The organism is Streptomyces sp. Y7, from assembly GCF_043195415.1.
Classification (GTDB): Bacteria; Actinomycetota; Actinomycetes; order Streptomycetales; family Streptomycetaceae; genus Streptomyces.
Genome location: NZ_JBIDDQ010000012.1, coordinates 204,553 through 222,820 on the forward strand (window position 1 = coordinate 204,553; position 18,268 = coordinate 222,820).

The 18,268-nt window shown below is 71.2% G+C and carries 17 protein-coding genes; 10 read left to right on the plus strand and 7 right to left on the minus strand.

Annotation, left to right across the window (positions count from 1 at the left end; genetic code table 11):
• Positions 1 to 2 precede the first annotated feature (2 nt).
• The 5 genes from ACGFW6_RS27500 (at position 3) to ACGFW6_RS27520 (ending at position 4,290) form a co-directional block, all read left to right on the plus strand.
• Positions 3 to 878 (plus strand): helix-turn-helix domain-containing protein, encoded by an 876-nt coding sequence (locus tag ACGFW6_RS27500; RefSeq protein ID WP_393515218.1) that lies wholly within the window; start codon positions 3 to 5, stop codon positions 876 to 878.
• A gap of 172 nt (positions 879 to 1,050) precedes the next feature.
• Positions 1,051 to 1,749 carry a response regulator transcription factor gene (locus ACGFW6_RS27505; protein ID WP_393515221.1) on the plus strand — a complete coding sequence of 233 codons (699 nt, stop codon included), beginning with the start codon at positions 1,051 to 1,053 and terminating at the stop codon, positions 1,747 to 1,749.
• A gap of 125 nt (positions 1,750 to 1,874) precedes the next feature.
• Positions 1,875 to 3,101, plus strand: coding sequence for an ROK family protein (locus ACGFW6_RS27510; protein WP_393515224.1), 1,227 nt, complete (start codon positions 1,875 to 1,877; stop codon positions 3,099 to 3,101).
• Between the two features lie 133 nt (positions 3,102 to 3,234).
• The gene (locus ACGFW6_RS27515) at positions 3,235 to 3,441 is read left to right on the plus strand and encodes a hypothetical protein (protein WP_393515227.1); all 207 of its coding nucleotides are present in this window, start codon (positions 3,235 to 3,237) and stop codon (positions 3,439 to 3,441) included.
• Positions 3,442 to 3,459: 18 nt separating this feature from the next.
• Positions 3,460 to 4,290 (plus strand): glycoside hydrolase family protein, encoded by an 831-nt coding sequence (locus ACGFW6_RS27520; RefSeq protein WP_393515230.1) that lies wholly within the window; start codon positions 3,460 to 3,462, stop codon positions 4,288 to 4,290.
• A gap of 239 nt (positions 4,291 to 4,529) precedes the next feature.
• Here the strand turns inward: ACGFW6_RS27520 and ACGFW6_RS27525 are convergent, their stop codons facing one another.
• Positions 4,530 to 5,630 carry a TRM11 family SAM-dependent methyltransferase gene (locus tag ACGFW6_RS27525; RefSeq protein ID WP_393515233.1) on the minus strand — a complete coding sequence of 367 codons (1,101 nt, stop codon included), beginning with the start codon at positions 5,628 to 5,630 and terminating at the stop codon, positions 4,530 to 4,532.
• 173 nt (positions 5,631 to 5,803) lie between these two features.
• Here ACGFW6_RS27525 and ACGFW6_RS27530 point away from each other — a divergent pair, with 173 nt between their 5' ends.
• Complete coding sequence (locus ACGFW6_RS27530) at positions 5,804 to 6,469, plus strand: 1,4-alpha-glucan branching protein (protein ID WP_393515236.1); 666 nt, start codon at positions 5,804 to 5,806, stop codon at positions 6,467 to 6,469.
• Here the strand turns inward: ACGFW6_RS27530 and ACGFW6_RS27535 are convergent, their stop codons facing one another.
• Positions 6,470 to 7,516 carry a chitinase gene (locus tag ACGFW6_RS27535; protein WP_393515238.1) on the minus strand — a complete coding sequence of 349 codons (1,047 nt, stop codon included), beginning with the start codon at positions 7,514 to 7,516 and terminating at the stop codon, positions 6,470 to 6,472.
• A 172-nt stretch (positions 7,517 to 7,688) separates the two neighbouring features.
• Here ACGFW6_RS27535 and ACGFW6_RS27540 point away from each other — a divergent pair, with 172 nt between their 5' ends.
• Together ACGFW6_RS27540 and ACGFW6_RS27545 are read left to right on the plus strand one after the other, a co-directional pair.
• A complete protein-coding gene (locus tag ACGFW6_RS27540; protein WP_393515241.1) occupies positions 7,689 to 8,696 on the plus strand; it encodes an aldo/keto reductase in 1,008 nt (335 codons plus the stop codon).
• A gap of 29 nt (positions 8,697 to 8,725) precedes the next feature.
• Positions 8,726 to 9,325 carry a TetR family transcriptional regulator gene (locus ACGFW6_RS27545; protein WP_393515244.1) on the plus strand — a complete coding sequence of 200 codons (600 nt, stop codon included), beginning with the start codon at positions 8,726 to 8,728 and terminating at the stop codon, positions 9,323 to 9,325.
• 4 nt (positions 9,326 to 9,329) lie between these two features.
• On the opposite strand, the gene ACGFW6_RS27550 is transcribed toward ACGFW6_RS27545, so the two are convergent.
• The 3 genes from ACGFW6_RS27550 to ACGFW6_RS27560 form a co-directional block, all read right to left on the minus strand.
• Positions 9,330 to 9,953 carry a GNAT family N-acetyltransferase gene (locus ACGFW6_RS27550; RefSeq protein WP_393515247.1) on the minus strand — a complete coding sequence of 208 codons (624 nt, stop codon included), beginning with the start codon at positions 9,951 to 9,953 and terminating at the stop codon, positions 9,330 to 9,332.
• Positions 9,950 to 10,168, minus strand: a complete 219-nt coding sequence (locus ACGFW6_RS27555) for a hypothetical protein (RefSeq protein ID WP_393515286.1) — start codon at positions 10,166 to 10,168, stop codon at positions 9,950 to 9,952. Before ACGFW6_RS27555 ends, ACGFW6_RS27550 begins: the two co-directional genes overlap by 4 nt.
• Before the next feature lie 135 nt (positions 10,169 to 10,303).
• The gene (locus tag ACGFW6_RS27560; protein ID WP_393515250.1) at positions 10,304 to 11,731 is read right to left on the minus strand and encodes an MFS transporter; all 1,428 of its coding nucleotides are present in this window, start codon (positions 11,729 to 11,731) and stop codon (positions 10,304 to 10,306) included.
• A gap of 101 nt (positions 11,732 to 11,832) precedes the next feature.
• Here ACGFW6_RS27560 and ACGFW6_RS27565 point away from each other — a divergent pair, with 101 nt between their 5' ends.
• Positions 11,833 to 12,720, plus strand: a complete 888-nt coding sequence (locus tag ACGFW6_RS27565; RefSeq protein ID WP_393515253.1) for a helix-turn-helix transcriptional regulator — start codon at positions 11,833 to 11,835, stop codon at positions 12,718 to 12,720.
• An 83-nt stretch (positions 12,721 to 12,803) separates the two neighbouring features.
• Here ACGFW6_RS27565 and ACGFW6_RS27570 read toward each other — a convergent pair whose 3' ends face one another.
• On the minus strand, positions 12,804 to 14,249 hold the full coding sequence (locus ACGFW6_RS27570) for an MFS transporter (protein WP_393515256.1): 1,446 nt from the start codon (positions 14,247 to 14,249) through the stop codon (positions 12,804 to 12,806).
• 64 nt (positions 14,250 to 14,313) lie between these two features.
• On the opposite strand from ACGFW6_RS27570, the gene dusB reads away from it, so the two are divergent.
• Positions 14,314 to 15,456 (plus strand): tRNA dihydrouridine synthase DusB, encoded by a 1,143-nt coding sequence (gene dusB / locus ACGFW6_RS27575; protein WP_393515259.1) that lies wholly within the window; start codon positions 14,314 to 14,316, stop codon positions 15,454 to 15,456.
• Between the two features lie 24 nt (positions 15,457 to 15,480).
• Here dusB and ACGFW6_RS27580 read toward each other — a convergent pair whose 3' ends face one another.
• Positions 15,481 to 17,205, minus strand: coding sequence for a CDP-alcohol phosphatidyltransferase (locus tag ACGFW6_RS27580; RefSeq protein ID WP_393515262.1), 1,725 nt, complete (start codon positions 17,203 to 17,205; stop codon positions 15,481 to 15,483).
• Positions 17,206 to 18,268: the final 1,063 nt, after the last annotated feature.

An 18,268-nucleotide genomic window follows, 5' to 3' on the forward strand; every position in this document is an offset into this window, starting at 1 on the left:
CGTTGGACGGAACCACCGCGGTGGCCCACACGATGTGGCGGGCGCTGCATGTGTGGAAGCGGACGCTGGGCAAGGGCGTGCACACACTTCCGGTGCCGCCGACGACGGGTATCGGGCTGAGTGTGCAGGTGAGCGGCATTCTCGCCGTCCACGGGGGCCGCGGGGACACGCGGGAGACGGTCCTGCTGCCGGAGGACGTCTGCCTCACCCCCGCGGAACAGGACCGGCCGCTGGTCGTGTCCCCGAGAGGGAACAGGCCCGCCGTGATCGCCTCCCTCGCCATTCCCGAGGCGATGGTGCGCCGGTTCGCCGGCGAGGAATTCCGGATGGGGGAGCGGCAGTCCCCGCACCCCTGTCCCGCTGTCACCTCCGACCCGGTGCTCGCCGAGATGGTGAAGGCGGTGGTGGCTGCCGGTGAACTCGGCGCCGACGACGTGTACGCGGACTCGGCGGCGCGTTTCATCCTCGCCCACCTCGGCATTCCGCGGTCGCGCGCCGCCGCCCCGAAGGAGCCGGCGCGCGGTCTCACCCACCAGCAACTGGACACCGTCACCTCGTACATGAGGGCCAACTTCGCGCGGCCCGTCACCCTGGACGACCTCGCCGCCCTGGTCTCCTTCAGCCGCTTCCACTTCCTGCGCTGCTTCAAGAACGCCACGGGCGCCACGCCCTACCGGTATCTCACCGAGCTGAGGATCGCGTCGGCGCGAACACACCTGGAGAACGGCACCGAGACCATCGCGGCCATCGGCCAGCGCTGCGGCTTCTCGGGCTCCGAGCACTTCTCCCGGAGCTTCCGCCGGGTCATGGGCTGCACACCGTCGCAGTACCGCGCGACACGGCTCGCATCGCCTGCGGCGGGGCACGCTCCAGCGTAGAGTCCCCGTCGCTTCGGAGCGTTGCCTCCCCTGCATACGCTTATCGCGGCAGCGGGATGCACGCGATGAGTGGCGAGCGGTCTCGGACCAACGGGCAGTGAACCGGGGATCGGTTGGGCCACGCGAGGCGTTGCGCCCGCAGGCGTGGGCAACGCCCTGAGAGGAGCGACGCATGGCCGGCAGGGCCGGACGAGTTCTCGTGGCCGACGACGACGTCAGCACACGACGTTCGCTGGAACGCGGACTCCGGCTGGGGGGTTTCGAGGTGACGCTGGCCGGTGACGGCCGTTCCGCGATGGAGTCGATGAACAGACTCCGTCCGGACATCGTTGTCCTCGATGTCTGCATGCCCGACCTGAGCGGCATCGACGTGTGCCGGACACTGCGCGAGAACGGGGACGACGTGCCCGTGCTCATGCTCTCCGGACTGGACGAGGTGGCCGACAGGATCGCCGGGCTGCAGGCCGGCGGCGACGACTACCTGGTCAAGCCCTTCGCTCTGCAAGAACTGACGCTGCGCCTGCACGCCCTCCTGCGACGGCGTCCCCCCGCCGCGACGGACCGGGTCCGGGTGGGCGGCCTGGTCGTGGAACCGTCCGCCAGCCAGGCGTGGCTGGACGGGCAGCTCCTGCACCTGACGCCCCGCGAGTTCCACCTCCTGGAGATGCTGGCCCGGAACGCGGGCCTGGTCCTCACCCGCGGCCAACTGCTCGAACACGTCTGGGGCTACGACGCCCGTGTCCGGACGGACGCCGTGGACACGTTCGTCAGCTATCTGAGGCGCAAGACGGAGGCAGCGGGGCGTCCCCGCATCCTGCACACGGTGCGCGGTGTCGGTTTCGTGCTGCGGGTGGACAACGGCCCGAGCTGACCGCCCGTCCACCGTGCCGGGAGGGGCGGTTCAGGAGGGGCGGGTCGCGATCACAAAGATTCCACAAGAACGGTCCCTACTTTCCTCTTTGCGGCGGCGGGGGTTGCCGCGAGGAGGGGGGAGACATGCCGAACGCGACACGCAACACCACATGGGCACGGGGGCAGTACGGGGACCGGATGCTGGGCCTGCTCCGCGAGTTCGGCCCGCTGACGCGGAGCGAGTTGGGGGAGCTGTCAGGACTGTCGCGCACCACCCTGTACGAGGTCGTCAGCAGGCTCGTGGACAGTGGCCAGGTGATCGCCGCGGTGCCGGACAGCACTCCGCGCGGGCGGGGCCGTCCGGCGGAGAAGCTGATGGTGAACCCGGAGGCCGGCCGCGTGCTCGGGGTCGACTTCGGACGGCGGGCGGTTCGCGTGGTCGCGGTGGCGGGAGACCGCGACGACTCGGGGCGCGACTCCCTGGAGCACCACGACGCCATCAGTACGGCGAGTGAAGCGCATTCCCCCACGGCCCGGTGGCAGGACCGTCTCGTCATCGCGCGTCGGCTCGTCGGCACCCTGACCGGCGGACGACCGCGACTCGATGCCCTGAGCGGTGTGGGAGTCGCGGTGACGGGCCCGGCGACCGACGCGCGCGCCCCGCTCGACCAGCGGGCCATGGCGGTGATGATGGGGCGGGGCCTCGGCACCCGGGTGCGGATCGACAACGCCGCGCGGCTCGCGGCCCTGGCCGAGACGGTCTGGGGTGCGGCGCGCGGACAGCGAGACGTGCTGTACCTGGAACTCTCGGACCCGGTCGGTGGGGCGCTGGTCAGTGGTGGCGTGCTGCACCGTGGCGCACACGGCCGGTCGGGGGAGTTCGGGCACATCACCGCGGAGCCCGGAGGCGCGAAGTGCCCCTGCGGTGGGCGGGGTTGTCTGCAGACCGTCGCCTCGACCACGGCCATGCTGGACGCGTACCGACCCGGGGCGGACCTACCTGACTTGCTGGCCGCGTCGGGTTCCGGGGACCCGGCCGCCCATGCGGTGCTACGCCGGGCGGGCACCCACGTGGGAAGGGTCCTGGCGGGTCTGGTCAACGCGCTCGAACCCGGCATCGTCGTCGTGGGCGGCGAACTCGTCACCGTCGGCCCGACCCTGATGGAGTCGGTGCGGCGTGAACTGCTGGCGAACGTCGTACGGTGCGGCTCGCGGCCGTCGCCGCTCGTCCGGCCCGCGGAGTTGGGCGACCATGCCGCCGCCCTCGGGGCCGCGGCACTCCTGCGGCAGCCCGGCAGGGCTCCTTCACATGCCGTCGGAAAAGGACTTGGCGCGGCGGTCGGAATGTCGGGCGGGCTGCGCGCGAATTAAAGACCGGCAGAACCGGATTTAATTGACCGCATTCGATCTGGAATGGAAAGCTCGAATGAGTCGAATCAGTCCTCGGCTCGCGCCGTTCGGGCTGCTCATCACCCGAACTCCGACCGGATGGGAACGGAAAAGAATGCGCATATCCAGGTACCTCGCCACGGTTCCTACGGTCACCGCGGCCACCACCGCGTGGTCGGCCACCTCCGCCGGCTCGGCCTCGACGGCACCGTCCGCTGCATCGCTGCGAGCAGACGTGTTCAAGCTGACGAACGTCGAACGGGTCAGGGCCGGTACCGCGCACGGGACGTACGGGACGCAGGACTTCGGCGCCAAGTTCTGACACGGGAGCGTGAAAGCCATGCGCAAGCTGCGCTTACTCGTGGTGCTGCTCGCCGTCCTGGCCACGTTCGCCTCCACCGGGAGCAACCAGGCCGACGCGAGCGCGTCCACCGCCGCTGCGAAGAAGAAGGGCGTCAGCGCCTGGAAATTCAACGGCGTCACCGGGGCGATGGCCGACGCGAACGTCGGCTGGTTCTACACCTGGGCCTCGGACAAGCAGAAGATCAAGCCCCCGCCCGGCGTCGAGTTCGTACCCATGATCTGGGGCCGTGACTTCGTGACCGAACCACATCTCGCACGAGCCAAGGCACAGGGCAGGACCCTGCTCGGATTCAACGAACCCGACCGGGCGGACCAGGCGGGGATGTCCGTGAAGGAGGCCCTCGATCTGTGGCCCCGGCTGCAGTCGACCGGAATGCGCCTCGGAGCACCCGCGGTGGCCACCGGCGGTGACCTGGCCGGCGGCTGGCTCGACCGCTTCATGAAAGGCGCCGCCGCCCGCGGCTACCGGGTCGACTTCATTCCCCTGCATTGGTACGGCTCGGACTTCAACGCCCAAGCCGCGACCGGTCACTTGAAGAGCTATCTCCGTGCCGTGCACCAGCGCTACAAGAAGCCCATCTGGCTGACCGAGTACGCGCTGATCGACTTCTCCAGTGGTACGCCGAAGTATCCGACCGAGGAACGGCAGGCCGCTTTCGTGAAGAAGTCGACCGCGATGCTGGAGAAGCTGCCGTACGTCAAGCGGTATGCGTGGTTCACGCTTTCCACGCAGCGAGGCCATGGCACCGGCCTCTACAACGGCACGAGGGCCAACCGTGTGGGTGCCGCCTACCGCGCGGCGCGGTAGCGAGAAGCCTCTTCCCCTTTCATTCCCTCTCTGGCACGCCGGCGCGCGGATGATCCCCGCCGGCGTCAAGGGTGCGGGCCACCGCGCCAATGTCGTCCCGGTCACCGAGTCGGCCGACAGGATCCTGAAGGCCGTGGAGCGCGAGACCCTGCGGTGCGACGCGAGCTACAAGATCGTCACCCTCGGGGTCACGGCCCACTACAAGAGGAATGCCGTGGTGGCGGCGGTGCGGTGGTTCGTCAAGTCCGCTTGGCGAGCCTCCGCCTGCGCCCGATCCCGCGCCCGCGTTCCAAGTGGATCAGCAGTGGGCTGCTGCCGAACAGGCTGAGGCGCTGGACGTGCACGGGCGAAAGGCCGAGGGGCAGGGCGTGGCCCAGGCCGGCCGCCTCGGGGAGCAGGACGACGGCGCGGCCCTCGTCGGTCAGGACGCGGGCGAGTTCGTGCCACCAGCGCTCCGGGTGCCCGGCGAGCCGGCCGCCCGCGCCGACCTGTTCTCCCCAGGGCGGGTTGCACAGGACCCGGTCGACGCTGCGGTCGGGGAGGGGGAGGGCGCCGGCGTCGCCGTGATCGACGGTGATCGGGAGCCCGGCCGCGTTCTGCCGCGCCGTCCTTCTCGCCGTCGGGTCGAGGTCGAAACCGAGCAGGGTGGTGCCCGGCGCCCTGTGGTGGGCCTCGATCAGCAGCGTGCCCGCGCCGCAGCAAGGGTCCAGCACCCGCTGTCCCGGCCGCAGTTCGGCCGCCTGGGCCATCGCGGCGGCGACCGGCGGATGCAGGGTCCCCGGGATCGTCGCGTTCTTGTAGGCGCGCCGGTGCGCCGGACGCCGGCCCAGGCGCAGCAGCAGGCCGGCGTGGGTGCCGTCCAGGGTCAGCCGCCAGCCGCTGTGACCGGGCGGGGGCGGCTCGCCGTGCCGCCGCGAGTGGTACGGCAGCCCCGCCCGCTCGGCCAGCACCCGGCCGACGGTGTCCTCGACGTCGTACCGGTTGTACGTCCGGCGTCCCAGGAAGGACGCCGAGATCTCGATGCCGTCGCCGAGGCCGGGCGGGCCGCCGTGCCTGACGCGCTCCCGCACCAGTCCCTCCAGGTCGACCGCGCGGGCCAGTTCGGTCAGTCCGGTCAGGTCGCTCCGGTGCGGGCCGACGTCGTGCCGGCGGTGGGCCAGCAGGAAGACATCGTCGGCGGTCCGAAGCCGAAGGGCGATGCCGTCCGCTGACGAGAAACCCACCTCGCGGTGGCCGATCCAGTCGATGGTCGCGGAACCCGTCCGCAGAATCTCGGTGCCGAGGGCGGACTCCAGCCCGCGTACGCACCGAGCCACCAGGAACACGCGCGGTGTGCGCATGATGCCGTCTTCTCCCACGTCGAAGCCCGGGACGGTGGAGGACCGTCCCGCATCGCCGGCGCCGGGGTGTTCCGCGTCGTGCCGACGGAGCGGCTAGCGCAGGGGGAAGAAGGAGGTCGTCATCATGATCGAAAAGCGTATCAGTCGGACAGGTTTCCGTGAGAGCCTGCGGCATGGCCATCATCCACCACACCACCCTCAAGCCGACGAAGTTGGAACTGCTCACCGCGTGGCTGCCCTCCCGCCCCTGGTACGCCGGTGCAGGTGAACCCCGGCTCGCCAAGGCCGGCGGCTTCCGGCTGGACGACCCCGACGGCGAGGTCGGGATCGAGTTCATGGTGATCAGCGATGACTCCGGTCCCGAGGCGGTCTGCCATCTGACCCCGCTGACCTATCGCGGAGCGCCCCTCGACGGCGCCGAGCACGCCCTCGTCGGGACCATGGAACACGGGGTGCTGGGACCGCGCTGGGCCTACGACGGCTGCCACGACCCGGTGCTGGCCGCCCAGTTGTGGGCGCTGATCGAGGGGCGGGTGCAGGCGCAGGCGCAGAGCGTCACCGACGCCGTCGACCGCGAGGTCACCCGCTCGTACACGGGCTCGGGACTCGCGACGGGGCAGGGTGCCGTTCCGGCCGTGGAGGACTCGGCGGAGGGCACGCTGCTGGCCGCGCCGGACGGGACGACCCTGCGGCTGCACCGCGTCCTGCGGCCCGCCCCGCAGGGCGAGCCGCTGCTGCCCGAAGGAGCCCTGGGCCATGTCGGCGGCGCCTGGCAGCTGCCGGACGGCACCCGCGCGCACGGCCTGTTCGCCGCCCTGCACGCGGGCACCCCGGGCTGATCAACGGCCCTGCAACGACCTGACGTTGTCGCCGAAGGTCCAGTTCTTCGAGCCGTCCCAGTTGATCGACCAGGTCATCAGGCCCTTGAGCGAGGTGCCGTAGTGCCGCCAGGCCTGGGCGACGAGGGACGGTGACATGTGGCCGCCGCCCGCGCCGGGCTGCGCGGGCAGGCCGGGCACCTGCTTGTCGTAGGGCACCTTGATGGTGGTGCCCTGCACTACAAGGCCCTTGTTGAGACAGTCCGTCTGGGCCGTGAAGCCGGCGACGGTGCCCGCCGAGTAGGAGTCGCCGGAGCAGCCGTACATGCTGCCGTTGTAGTACTGCATGTTCAGCCACCACAGGCGGCCGTTGTCGGCGTACTTCTTGATGACGGGCAGGTACGCGCCCCAGATCGAGCCGTAGACGACGCTGCCGCCGGTGACGTACGCCGTCTCCGGGGCCATCGTCAGGCCGAAGTTGGACGGCATCTGCGCCAGGATCCCGTCGATGATGCGGATCAGGTTGGCCTGGGACGTGGAGAGCCGGCTGATGTTCCCGCTGCCCACCAGGCCCGTCTCGATGTCGATGTCGATGCCGTCGAAGTTGTACTTCTTCAGGATCGGCACGATCGTCGCGACGAACCTGTCCGCGACGGCCGTGGAGTTGAGGTCGATGCCGGCGGTCGCGCCGCCGATGGACAGCAGGATCGTCTGGCCGGACGCCTTGGCCGCGCACATCTCCGCAGGGGTGGCCACCTTCACCCCGCTGTCCATGCCGTCCTCCCACAGGGCGGTGCCGTCGGAGCGGATGACCGGGAACGCCGCGTTGATCACGTTGTAGCCGTGCGCGGCGATCCGGGAGTCGGTGATCGGGGTCCAGCCGAAGGGCGGGTGGACGCCGTTGGCGGCGCCGTCCCAGTTCTCCCAGTAGCCCTGAAGGACCTTGCCGGACGGCTTGGACCTGACCGCGCAGGTGTCGGCGGCGGACGAGGGGGCCGCAGTGGGGAGCTGGGTGAGACAGGCGGTCGCCAGTGCCGCGGTGAGCAGGCTGAGGGCGCGTCGGAGCATACGGGGCCTCCCGGTGGGGGTCGGGGCGGGCGATGTCGTAGGCATGACAGTGCTCGTGGTCCAGACCTTTCGTCAATAGGTCTGGACCACACGAGGTGCGCCGGGAGAGGTCGCGGACAAATATGGAATGACAGATATTGAAATCTGTCAGCTGTTAGGGCATGGTGGAGGCATGACGATGCACACCCGCACCCTCGGAACCACCGGCCCCCAGGTCTCCGCCCTCGGCCTCGGCTGCATGGGCATGTCCGCGCTGTACGGCGACGCGGACCGGACCGAGTCGATCGCCACCGTCCACGCCGCCCTGGAAGCGGGCGTGACACTGCTCGACACCGGCGACTTCTACGCCATGGGCCACAACGAGATGCTGGTCGGCGAGGCCCTGCGCACCGCGCCCGCAGCCCTGCGCGAACAGGCCCTGGTCAGCGTGAAGTTCGGCGCCCTGCGCTCCCCGGACGGCGACTGGGCCGGCTACGACGGCCGCCCGGCCGCCGTGAAGAACTTCGCCGCCTACTCCCTCCAGCGCCTGGGCGTCGACCACATCGACGTCTACCGGATCGCCCGGCTCGACCCCGACGTACCGATCGAGGAGACCGTCGGCGCGATCTCGGAACTGATCGAGAAGGGCTATGTCCGCCACGTCGGCCTCAGCGAGGTGGGCGCCGACACCATCCGCCGGGCCGCCGCCACCGCCCCCGTCGCCGACCTCCAGATCGAGTACTCGCTCATCTCCCGCGGCATCGAGGAGTCGGTCCTGCCGACCACCCGTGAGCTGGGCATCTCCATCACCGCGTACGGCGTGCTGTCCCGCGGGCTGATCTCCGGCCACTTCACCCGCGACCGGCAGCTCGGCGCCAACGACTTCCGGGCCTACTCGCCCCGCTTCCAGGGCGAGAACCTCCAGCACAACCTCGACCTCGTCGAGGCGCTGCGGAAGATCGCCGAGCAGAAGGGCGTCTCCGTCGCCCAGATCGCCATCGCCTGGGTGCTCTCCCGCGGCGACGACATCGTGCCGCTCGTCGGCGCCCGCACCCGCGAGCGGCTCACCGAGTCGCTGGGCGCCCTGGACGTCACGCTGGACGACGCCGACCTCGCGGCGATCGAGCGGGCGGTGCCGGCGGACGCGGCGGCCGGCGACCGCTACCCGGCCCCGCAGATGGCCCACCTGGGCAGCAAGTGACCAGTCCCGTGCCAGGTACGGTCTAGGGCATGCCACCGACGCCCCAGACCCTGACCGCCGAGCGCATCCTCGAAGCCACCGAGGAGGTGCTGCGCCGCCACGGCCCGGCCAAGGCCACCGTGGTCGACGTGGCCCGCGCGCTCGGCGTCAGCCATGGCAGCGTCTACCGGCACTTCCGGACCAAGGCGGCGCTGCGCGAAGCGGTCACCAAGCGGTGGCTGGACCGGACCACACAGGTCCTCGCGGCCATCGTCGCGGCACCCGGCCCGGCACCGGAGAGCCGGGTGCGCGAGTGGCTCGCGGCGCTCTTCGCCGCCAAGCGCCGCAAGGCGTTCGACGACCCGGAACTGTTCGCCACGTACACGGTGCTGACCACCGAGACCGCCGAGACGGTCGTCGGCGAGCACATCGCCGAACTCACCGGCCAGCTCACCGAGATCGTGCGCGCGGGCGTCGCCGCCGGAGCCTTCACCGCCGAGGACCCGGCCGTCACCGCGGGCGCCCTGTTCCGGGCGACCGCCCCCTTCCACGACCCGCACTACGCGCGCGAGTGGGAACAGCCGGGCGCGGAGGACGACTTCGAGGCCCTCGTCGACCTGCTGCTGCGCGGACTGCGGGTGCGCGGCTGAGCCGTCACAGGGCGTCGAGTGCGCCCGTCCCGCGGCCGAGGTAGGTCACCGGACCCGGGTCGGTTACGGCGATCTCATGGAAGCCGAGACGGTCGTAGAACGCCCGCGCGGGCTTGTTGGCCGTGACCATCGACAGGTGCACGGCCGCGACGCCCCTGTCCCCGAGGGCCCGCAGCAGGGCGCGCATCAGCGCGCGCCCGTGGCCCCGGCCCTGCCAGTCGGGCAGCAGGTCGATGTGGAGATGGGCCGGGTAGGCCGCGACCTCCCGGACGAGCATCCGCTCCGGGTGGTGCAGCAGCCCGACCATCTCCTCGTCCGGCGTGCGCGGCGGCCCGTCCGGCAGGGGATACCGGCCGGCGACCGACGGCAGCCACTCGGTGCGGAACGCCGTCACGAAGCGCGCGGTGTCCGCGGCGCCCACGACATAGCCGACCGCCCGCCCGTCCCCGTCGTCCAGGACGAACGACAGTTCCGGCTCCAGGACGGCGTACGGGATCGCGAAGGTCGCGGGGAAGATGCCGGGGTCCCGGTAGTGCGGTCGGCTGTCGCCGCCCACGTGCGCCGTGCGGACACAGATGTCCTCGACGGCCTCGCGGTCCCCCGGCCGGTAGAGGCGGACGTGCGTCATCCGTCGGAATGCTCCTCGCTCGGGTCCACCGTGGCCTGGTGCGCCTCGGCCAGATGCTCCTCGGCCTTCAGCCAGGGCAGGAACTGCGCGCCCTTGCGCCAGCCACAGGTGTCACATCTGACCGTGCGCTGCGTGCCCCTGCGGAGTACCCGTACGACGTGCTCTCGTCCGTGGTGGTCCCAGCGGCTCACCTTGCTCGTGTTGATCTCCAGCATGACGCCTCCAGCGTCCGAGGACATCGAGTCTGTGTGCGCGGCCTTGCGCAGCAAGGAGTGTGCAGCAAGACCAACATCAACAGGGACTCCGCCCCGGCGAGTTGACCAACCTGTGGCCACACCCTCACAACTCGATCAGGAGATCGTGCGCGGCAGACGCAGGCTGAGCAGGCCCGTCAGCGCCACCCCGGCCAGCTGGACCAGCAGCGTCGTCACCAGCGCGTCCCGCATGCCCGCCCCGGGGACCAGGGAGAGGAACAGCGTGCCCAGGGTCGCCACGCCCAGCGCCAGCGCCGACTGCTGGGTCGTGATCATCACGCCGCTGCCCACGCCCGCCCTGGCCGGCGGCACCTCGGAGAGCACGATCCGGAAGACGACGGGCAGCTGAAGAGCCTGACCGGCACCGGCGATCGCCGCGCCGGGCAGCAGTCCGAGCAGGCTCAGGTCGGGCCAGGAACGCCAGACGGCCAGCGCGATCAGGGCCACGCCGACGCCCTGGATCGCGGCGCCGGCGGTCACGATCCGGGTGCCGTGGCGGGCCACCAGCCGCGGGCCGGCCAGCGAGACGCAGAAGAACGCCACCGCCATGGGCACCAGCGCCAGCCCCGCCCCGACCGGACCGAGCCCCGCGCCCTGCTGCAACGCCACCGCGATCACGAACATGAAGCCGCTGAAGCCGATCGAGAACGGCACGATCATCACCAGACCGCGGCGCAGCGACAGCAGGGCGAACAGGCTCGGCGGCACGAGCGGCGTACGGCCCCTGCGGTCCGCCCTGCGCTCCACCGCGTAGAACGCCGCCGCCACGAACGGGAACGCCGCCAGCGACAGCCACGTCCACAGCGGCCAGCCCGCCGCGCGGCCCTCGGTGAGCGGGGCCAGCAGCGTGATCAGGGCGGCGGCGAGCAGGACCGTGCCGGGGCCGTCGAGCGGCTCCGGGTGCTGGGAGCGGGTCTCGGGGACCGCGCGGGCGGCCAGGAACAGGCCGACCAGGACGACGGGCACGTTCACCAGGAACACCGAGCGCCAGCCGGTGCCCCAGATGTCCGCCGCGACCAGGACGCCGCCGAGGATCTGCCCGGCGACCATCGACAGGCCGGCCGTCGCGCCGTACAGCCCCATGGCCTTCGCGCGCCGCGGGCCGCTGGTGGCCGCCTGGATGGTGGCCAGGACCTGCGGCAGCATCGCCGCTGACGCCGCGCCCTGCGCGACCCGCGCCGCGACGAGCGTCCACGCGCTGGGCGCGAGACCGCACGCCAGCGACGTCAGCCCGAAGGCCGCCATACCGCCGAGGAACAGCCGCCGCCGGCCGAAGAGGTCACCGAGCCGCCCGCCGAGGACGAGCAGTACGGCGTACGCCAACCCGTAGCCCGCGACGACGAGTTCGAGCACGGCCTCGCTCGCCGCGAGGTCGTGGCCGATGGTGGGCAGCGCCACGTTGACGATGAAGAAGTCGATGAGGGGGAGCGCTGCCGCGAGCAGCACCGTGAAGAGGCCGAGAGTGCCGAGTGCGGGTGGTGCGTCGGCGGTCCGGGCCTTGAGCGGAATGATGGTTTCGGTCACGCTCTCGAGCCTGCGCCCGTTCCGAGACGGGTACCAGAGTGTCCTTATCCTGGTAGCGGAAGCACCTGGAAACAGGGTGCGAGCGGCTGCAGGCTGGAGGCATGACGACCGTGGCACAGGAGACGACAGGCCCTCGCGCTCCGGCAGCATCGCAGATCCGGCGCCATGAACTCGCCGCCTTCCTGCGCCACCGCCGCGAGCACATCACCCCCGAGCAGGTCGGCCTGCCCCGGGGCAGCCGGCGCCGCACACCCGGCCTGCGCCGCGAGGAGGTCGCGCAGCTCGCCGCGGTCGGGGTCACCTGGTACACGTGGCTGGAGCAGGCCCGGGACATCCAGGTCTCCGTCCAGGTCCTCGACGCCCTCGCCCGCACCCTGATGCTGGACCCCAGCGAGCGGTCGCACCTCTTCCAGCTCGCCGGTGCGGTGGACCCGACTCCCGCGACGGCCTGCCCGTCGGTGACGCCCGCGATGCGTGCCGTACTGGAGCAGCTGGAGCCGTATCCGGCGTGCCTGCAGAACAGCCGGTACGACATCCTCGCCCACAACCGCACCTACGGCCTGCTGCTGTGCGACCTGGAGGCGGTGCCGCCCGAGGACCGCAACTGCATGATCCTGTCGTACACCCACCAGGACTGGCAGTCCTCGATCGTGCACCTGGAGGAGACCCAGCGCCTGATGGCCGCCCGCTTCCGGGCCGCGATGGCCGGTCATCTCGGCGAGCCCGCCTGGAAGATGCTCCTGGGACGCCTGCGCACGGAGTCCCCCGAGTTCCGCGAGGTGTGGGAGCGCCACGAGGTGGTGTCCCACCGCAGCAAGCGCAAGGAGTTCCTCAACCGCCACGTGGGCCGCATCCTGGTCGACCACACCGACCTGTGGCTGAGCCCGGACGTCGGCCCGAGGATGGTGACGTACGTCCCGGCGGACGAGGAGTCGAGGGTACGTCTGGAGAAGCTGCACGCACTGACGCTGACGAGGGCAACGCCCTGAAGGGCACGGAACGGCGCCGGGCGCGGCCCTGAAGGGGCGCGGGGAACTGCGCGACCAGCCCCGACGCACCGATGGCCGACGGACTACGCGACAACCCGGGACGCATGGCGAATCTCGGCCGACTCCAGCGTCTCGGCCGTCCGTTCAGCAGTCCTCCGCGCCCACGGCCCACTCGTGACCGCCCCCACGACGAGCACCAGCAGCCCGCACCCCGTGAGCACCCACCACCCCGGCCCCGCGGCGGACACGAACGACTCCTTGTACGACGACGTCCCGACGCCCGCCGCCAGCACCGCCCCGATCACCGCCACCCCCAGCGTCTGCCCGAGCTGCCGGCTCGTGGACGCGACGGCCGCCGCGACCCCCGCCTGGGCCCGCGGCATCCCCGACACCGCCGTATTGGTGATCGGCGCGTTCACGAACCCGAAGCCGATGCCGAACAGCACGTACCCGAGCAGCAGCGTGACATTGGACGTCTCCGCCTCGAACAGGGCGAACATGGCGCAGCTCGTCGTCATCGCCACGCCCGCCACCAGCAGTGGCAGCCGCGGCCCCCGGGTGCCCACCAGCCGCCCGGACAGCGGCGCGCACAGGAACATCGGCGTCGCCATCGGCAGCATCCACAGACCGGCGTGCAGCGCGTCGAGGCCGCGCACGTTCTGCAGGTACAGCGTCGACAGGAACAGGAACCCGCCCAGCGCGGCGAACGCGCCGATCGCGATGAGCGTGGCCCCGCTGAACGGCACCGACCGGAAGAACCGCAGGTCGATCAGGGGCTCGGCACGGCGCGGCTCGTACCAGAGGAGGCCGAGCAGGGCCGCCGCCGCGACCGCCGCGAACGGCAGCACCGAGGCGAACCCGGTGTTCGGCGCCTCGATGATCGCGTACGTCAGCGCGCCGAACAGCGCGATCACCAGCAGCTGTCCCACCGGGTCCAGGCGGCGGGCCTTGGGGGCCCTGGACTCGGGGACGAACCGCAGGGTGAGCAGCAGGGCCGTCAGGCCCACCGGCAGGTTGACCCAGAAGATCGCGCGCCAGTCGACCGCGTCCACGAGCAGGCCCCCGACCAGCGGTCCCGCGGCCATCGAGATGCCGACGACCCCGCCCCACACGCCGATCGCCCGCGCCCGCTCACGCGGGTCGGTGAAGGTGTTGGTGATGATCGACATCGCGACCGGATTGAGCATCGAACCGCCGACCGCCTGCACCATCCGGAAGACGATCAGCCAGTCGAGACTCGGTGCGAGGGAGCACAGGGCCGAGCCGATGGTGAACAGGACCAGGCCGGTCATGAAGACGCGTCTGCGGCCGATCCGGTCCGCCGTGGAGCCGGCCAGCATCAGCAGCGAGGCCAGGACGAGGGTGTAGGCGTCGATCGTCCACTGCAGACCCGAGGTGCTCGCGCCGAGGTCGCGCTGCATCGCGGGGAGGGAGACGTTGAGGGCCGTGGTGTCGAGGCTCACGATCAGCAGGCTCATGCAGCAGATCGCGAGGACCAGCATCCGGCGGCGGGGGCTGAGCTCCGGCATTCTTGAATAGTACGCCTAACTAATGAATTTCGCCGCACCCGGTCCGGTACGTGAGAATGGGTGGATGCCCACGACCGCCTCGCCCTTGCAGATCGGCCCCCACACCGTCCGGCCGCCCGTCGTCCTGGCCCCCATGGCCGGGATCACCAACGCGCCCTTCCGCACCCTGTGCAGGGAGTTCAGCGGCGGCAAGGGGCTGTTCGTCAGCGAGATGATCACCACTCGTGCGCTGGTCGAGCGCAACGAGAAGACCATGCAGCTGATCCACTTCGACGAGACCGAGAAGCCCCGCTCGATCCAGCTGTACGGCGTCGACCCCGCCACCGTCGGCAAGGCCGTCCGCATGATCGCGGAGGAGGACCTGGCCGATCACATCGACCTGAACTTCGGCTGCCCGGTCCCGAAGGTGACGCGCAAGGGCGGCGGCTCCGCGCTGCCGTTCAAGCGGAACCTGCTGCGCGCGATCCTGCGCGAGGCCGTGAGCGGCGCGGGCGACCTGCCGGTCACGATGAAGATGCGCAAGGGCATCGACGACGACCACATCACCTACCTCGACGCCGGCCGGATCGCCGTCGAGGAGGGCGTCACGGCCATCGCGCTGCACGGGCGCACCGCCGCCCAGCACTACGGCGGCACCGCCGACTGGGAGGCCATCGCACGGCTCAAGGAGCATGTGCCGGAGATCCCCGTGCTCGGCAACGGCGACATCTGGTCGGCCGAGGACGCGGTGCGCATGGTGCGCGAGACCGGCTGCGACGGCGTGGTCGTCGGCCGCGGGTGCCTCGGGCGGCCCTGGCTGTTCTCCGACCTGGTCGCCGTCTTCGAAGGACGTACGGAAGACATCGCGAGGCCGACCCTGCGCGAGGTCGCCGACGTCATGGTCCGGCACGCCACCCTGCTCGGCGAGTGGATCGGCGACGAGGCGCGGGGCGTCATCGACTTCCGCAAGCACGTCGCCTGGTACCTCAAGGGCTTCGCGGTCGGCTCCGAGATGCGCAAGCGGCTCGCCATCACGTCCTCGCTGGCGGAACTGCGCGGCGGTCTGGACGAGCTGGACCTCGACCAGCCCTGGCCCGCCGGCGCCGACGGGCCCCGCGGCCGTACGTCCGGCAACAACCGGGTGGTGCTGCCGGACGGCTGGCTGAAGGACCCCTACGACTGCGCGGGCGTCGGCGAGGACGCGGAGCTGGACACCTCCGGCGGCTGACGGGCCGGGTGCGCTGCGGCGGGGCTACTTCGTCGGGCTCGGCGTGGAGCCGTAGGCCGTCAGGAAGCGGTCCCGGAAGGAACTCATCTTCCACACGGGGGCCTTCGGCGCGGGCTGGAGGCCGTCCGTCCAGTTCCAGTCGGCGATCCTGTCCAGCACCTTCGGGTCCTTGGCGACGATCGAGATCGGCACGTCCCGGCTGGCCCGCACGCCGCTGACCCGGGACATCGGCTGGTGGTCGCCGAGGAAGACGAGGACGGTGTCGTCGGTGCCGTAGCGCTCCAGCCACTGGGTGAGGCTGGTGACGGAGTACGAGACGGACTTGCCGTACTCCTGCTTGGAGCGGGTGGAGTCGGAGATGATGTCCGCCGGCTCGACGCCCGCCTTCTGGATGGCCTTGAAGACCGAGCCGTCGCCCAGGTCGTCCCAGTCGACCATCTTCGGGATCGGCGCCCAGGGCTGGTGGCTGGAGGTCAGGATGATCTCCGACATCAGGGGCTTGTCGCGCTCCTTGCCGTGCACCTGGCGCTGGAAGGCTTCCAGGGCGTACTGGTCGGGCATCGTCGACCAGCTGAACTTCGGTCCCTTGTAGCCGAGTTGGAAGGCGTTGTAGACCTTGTCCAGGCCGTAGTACTTCTGTTCCGGCCAGCTCTTCTGCACGCCGGGCATCACCCCGACCGTGTCCCATGCGCCGGTCTTCTTGAAGACCTTGGTGAGGCTGAGGTGGTCGCTGGCCATGACCGTGCGGTAGCGCTGCTGGTTGTCGATCCACAGCCCGGACAGGGTGGTGGAGTGGCCCAGCCAGCTGTTGCCGCCGAACGTCGCCGACGTCAGCCAGCCGCTCTTCGCGTGGAAGCCGGCCTTCGCCAGGGCCTCGGTGCTGGTGTCGAGGGTGCTCGTGACGCCGGGGGCGATCTCCGGGTCCTCGATCGCGCTGCGGCCGTAGCTCTCGATGAAGGTGAAGACGATGTCCTTGCCGCGCAGGTCGGGGACGAGCTGGGCGGGCGGGGTGCTGCCGAAGGTGTCCGCCCTGGCGTCCTTCGCGAACTGCGCCTCGTCGCGCAGGGTGTCCATCGCCCGGCGGGCGTGCACCTTGACGACTCCGGCGGTGTGGTCGGCGGCGATCGGCACGCCGGCGACCTGGATGCCGAACGCCGTGCAGGTGATCCAGACGGTGCCGGCTATCAGGGCGCCCTTGGACGCGTCCGCCTTGTGGCGGGCCAGTACGTCGGCGACGCGGACGGTGGACAGGGCGACCAGGGCTATCAGGAGTACGGCGAGGACGATTAGGCCGACGGTGAGCAGCACGGTCGTCGTGTCGCCCATCGAGTCCTTCATGTACGACTGGGCGTCGTCGAGGAGTTCCCAGTCCAGGACGATGTTGAAGTGCCGGCCCAGGTACTCGTTGAAGCCCATGTCCAGCAGGTTGAGGATGGTGAGGGCGCCCAGGAACGCGCCGGTCGTCGCCGCGACGACGATGCGGGGGCGGCGGGGGAGGCTGAGGAGGATCGCGGCGCCGATGACGGCCTCCGCGGGGAGGCGTACGAACTCCCTGAGCCTGAGGTTGCCGAGGGTGTTCGGCATCTGGAGGCAGAGGTAGATGAGGGCGGCGGCGAGGAGGGTGAGCGTCCAGCGGAGGTAGGGACGCCGGGCCCGCACCTCCTCGGCTCCGCCTTCACCCGACGCACCCCCACGGGGCCCACCCGCCCCACCCGTGCCACTCTCGTCGCCGACTGCGGGTGGCCCCACAGGGGGCTGATCGCCGTCGGCGGCCGCGGGGGTGTGGGCTGGTTGTTGGTCCGTGGCGGGCTGGTCGCCGGCGCCGGCTGCGGGTGTGTGGGGCTGCTGGTCCGTGGGGGGCTCGTCGCCGTCGGCGACTGCGGGTTCGAGGGCCCGGTCGTCTGTCGCGGGTGCGTGGGGTTGACCGTCTGCCGACGCGGGTTCGTGAGGCCGTTCGTCCGCCGTGGGCTGCTGAGGCGGTTCGTCCGCCGTGGGCTGGTGAGGCTCAGCGGCTGTCGGGGGCTCGTCACCGGCCGCTGCGGGCTCGTTCGGCTGCTCGTCCGGTGGGGGGTCTTCCGGGGACTTCTTCTCGGTGGGGGCCTCGTCGGTCAAGTCGTCGTTCGTGCTGGTGGATTGACGAAAGCGCGTGAAGACAGGCACCCGAAGGTCCTTCCGTGCGAGGCCCCTGCTGGAGTTGTGGCGGGCCTCGCTGGGGAGGCTGAGGGCCCGCCATCTCCTCGTACGGGCCGGCCCGCACCCATGTTCAGCCCCCGCGCCCCAGCGCTCGGCAAACACCCGGCAAACGGCGGGCCAACAGGCCCGAGGCACCCCGCCACGGCGACGAACCCCGCCGGGATGACCGGCCAACGCGCCCGCGGCCGCCGATGGCGCTGAGCCTCAGACGGCCCGCCGGCCGCCCCTTGAACCCGCGGTCGTCCACGGTGATGAGCCTTCGACGGACGGTCGGCCGCCCCTCGAACCCGCGGTCGTTCACGGCGATGAACCTTCGATGGCCGGTCGGCCGCCCCTTGCACCCGCGGTCGTCCACGGTGATGAGCCTTCGACGACCGGCCGGCCGTCCCTGAACCCGCGGTTGCCGCCGGCGAGCCTTCGACGACCGGTCGGCCTCGCTCGTCCGCAGCCGCCGCCGACGAGCCCTCGGCGGACAGTCGGCCTCGACTCCGTGGCGGAGGGGCAAGCCCACGCGCCCGCGACAGATGGCCGGCCCCTCGAACCCGCAGTCGCCGACGGTGACCAGCACCCTCCGGGGCCACCCGCAGTCGGCGACGAGTGTTGCACGGGTGGGCGGGTG

Excerpts from the sequence above, each read along its gene's own strand:
- ACGFW6_RS27505 (WP_393515221.1), top strand. The coding sequence starts at position 1,051 with ATGGCCGGCAGGGCCGGACGAGTTCTCGTGGCCGACGACGACGTCAGC.
- ACGFW6_RS27510 (WP_393515224.1), top strand. The coding sequence starts at position 1,875 with ATGCCGAACGCGACACGCAACACCACATGGGCACGGGGGCAGTACGGG.
- ACGFW6_RS27515 (WP_393515227.1), top strand. The coding sequence starts at position 3,235 with ATGCGCATATCCAGGTACCTCGCCACGGTTCCTACGGTCACCGCGGCC.
- ACGFW6_RS27520 (WP_393515230.1), top strand. The coding sequence starts at position 3,460 with ATGCGCAAGCTGCGCTTACTCGTGGTGCTGCTCGCCGTCCTGGCCACG.
- ACGFW6_RS27525 (WP_393515233.1), bottom strand. The coding sequence starts at position 5,630 with ATGCGCACACCGCGCGTGTTCCTGGTGGCTCGGTGCGTACGCGGGCTG.
- ACGFW6_RS27530 (WP_393515236.1), top strand. The coding sequence starts at position 5,804 with ATGGCCATCATCCACCACACCACCCTCAAGCCGACGAAGTTGGAACTG.
- ACGFW6_RS27535 (WP_393515238.1), bottom strand. The coding sequence starts at position 7,516 with ATGCTCCGACGCGCCCTCAGCCTGCTCACCGCGGCACTGGCGACCGCC.
- ACGFW6_RS27540 (WP_393515241.1), top strand. The coding sequence starts at position 7,689 with ATGACGATGCACACCCGCACCCTCGGAACCACCGGCCCCCAGGTCTCC.
- ACGFW6_RS27545 (WP_393515244.1), top strand. The coding sequence starts at position 8,726 with ATGCCACCGACGCCCCAGACCCTGACCGCCGAGCGCATCCTCGAAGCC.
- ACGFW6_RS27550 (WP_393515247.1), bottom strand. The coding sequence starts at position 9,953 with ATGACGCACGTCCGCCTCTACCGGCCGGGGGACCGCGAGGCCGTCGAG.
- ACGFW6_RS27555 (WP_393515286.1), bottom strand. The coding sequence starts at position 10,168 with ATGCTGGAGATCAACACGAGCAAGGTGAGCCGCTGGGACCACCACGGA.
- ACGFW6_RS27565 (WP_393515253.1), top strand. The coding sequence starts at position 11,833 with ATGACGACCGTGGCACAGGAGACGACAGGCCCTCGCGCTCCGGCAGCA.
- ACGFW6_RS27570 (WP_393515256.1), bottom strand. The coding sequence starts at position 14,249 with ATGCCGGAGCTCAGCCCCCGCCGCCGGATGCTGGTCCTCGCGATCTGC.
- dusB (WP_393515259.1), top strand. The coding sequence starts at position 14,314 with ATGCCCACGACCGCCTCGCCCTTGCAGATCGGCCCCCACACCGTCCGG.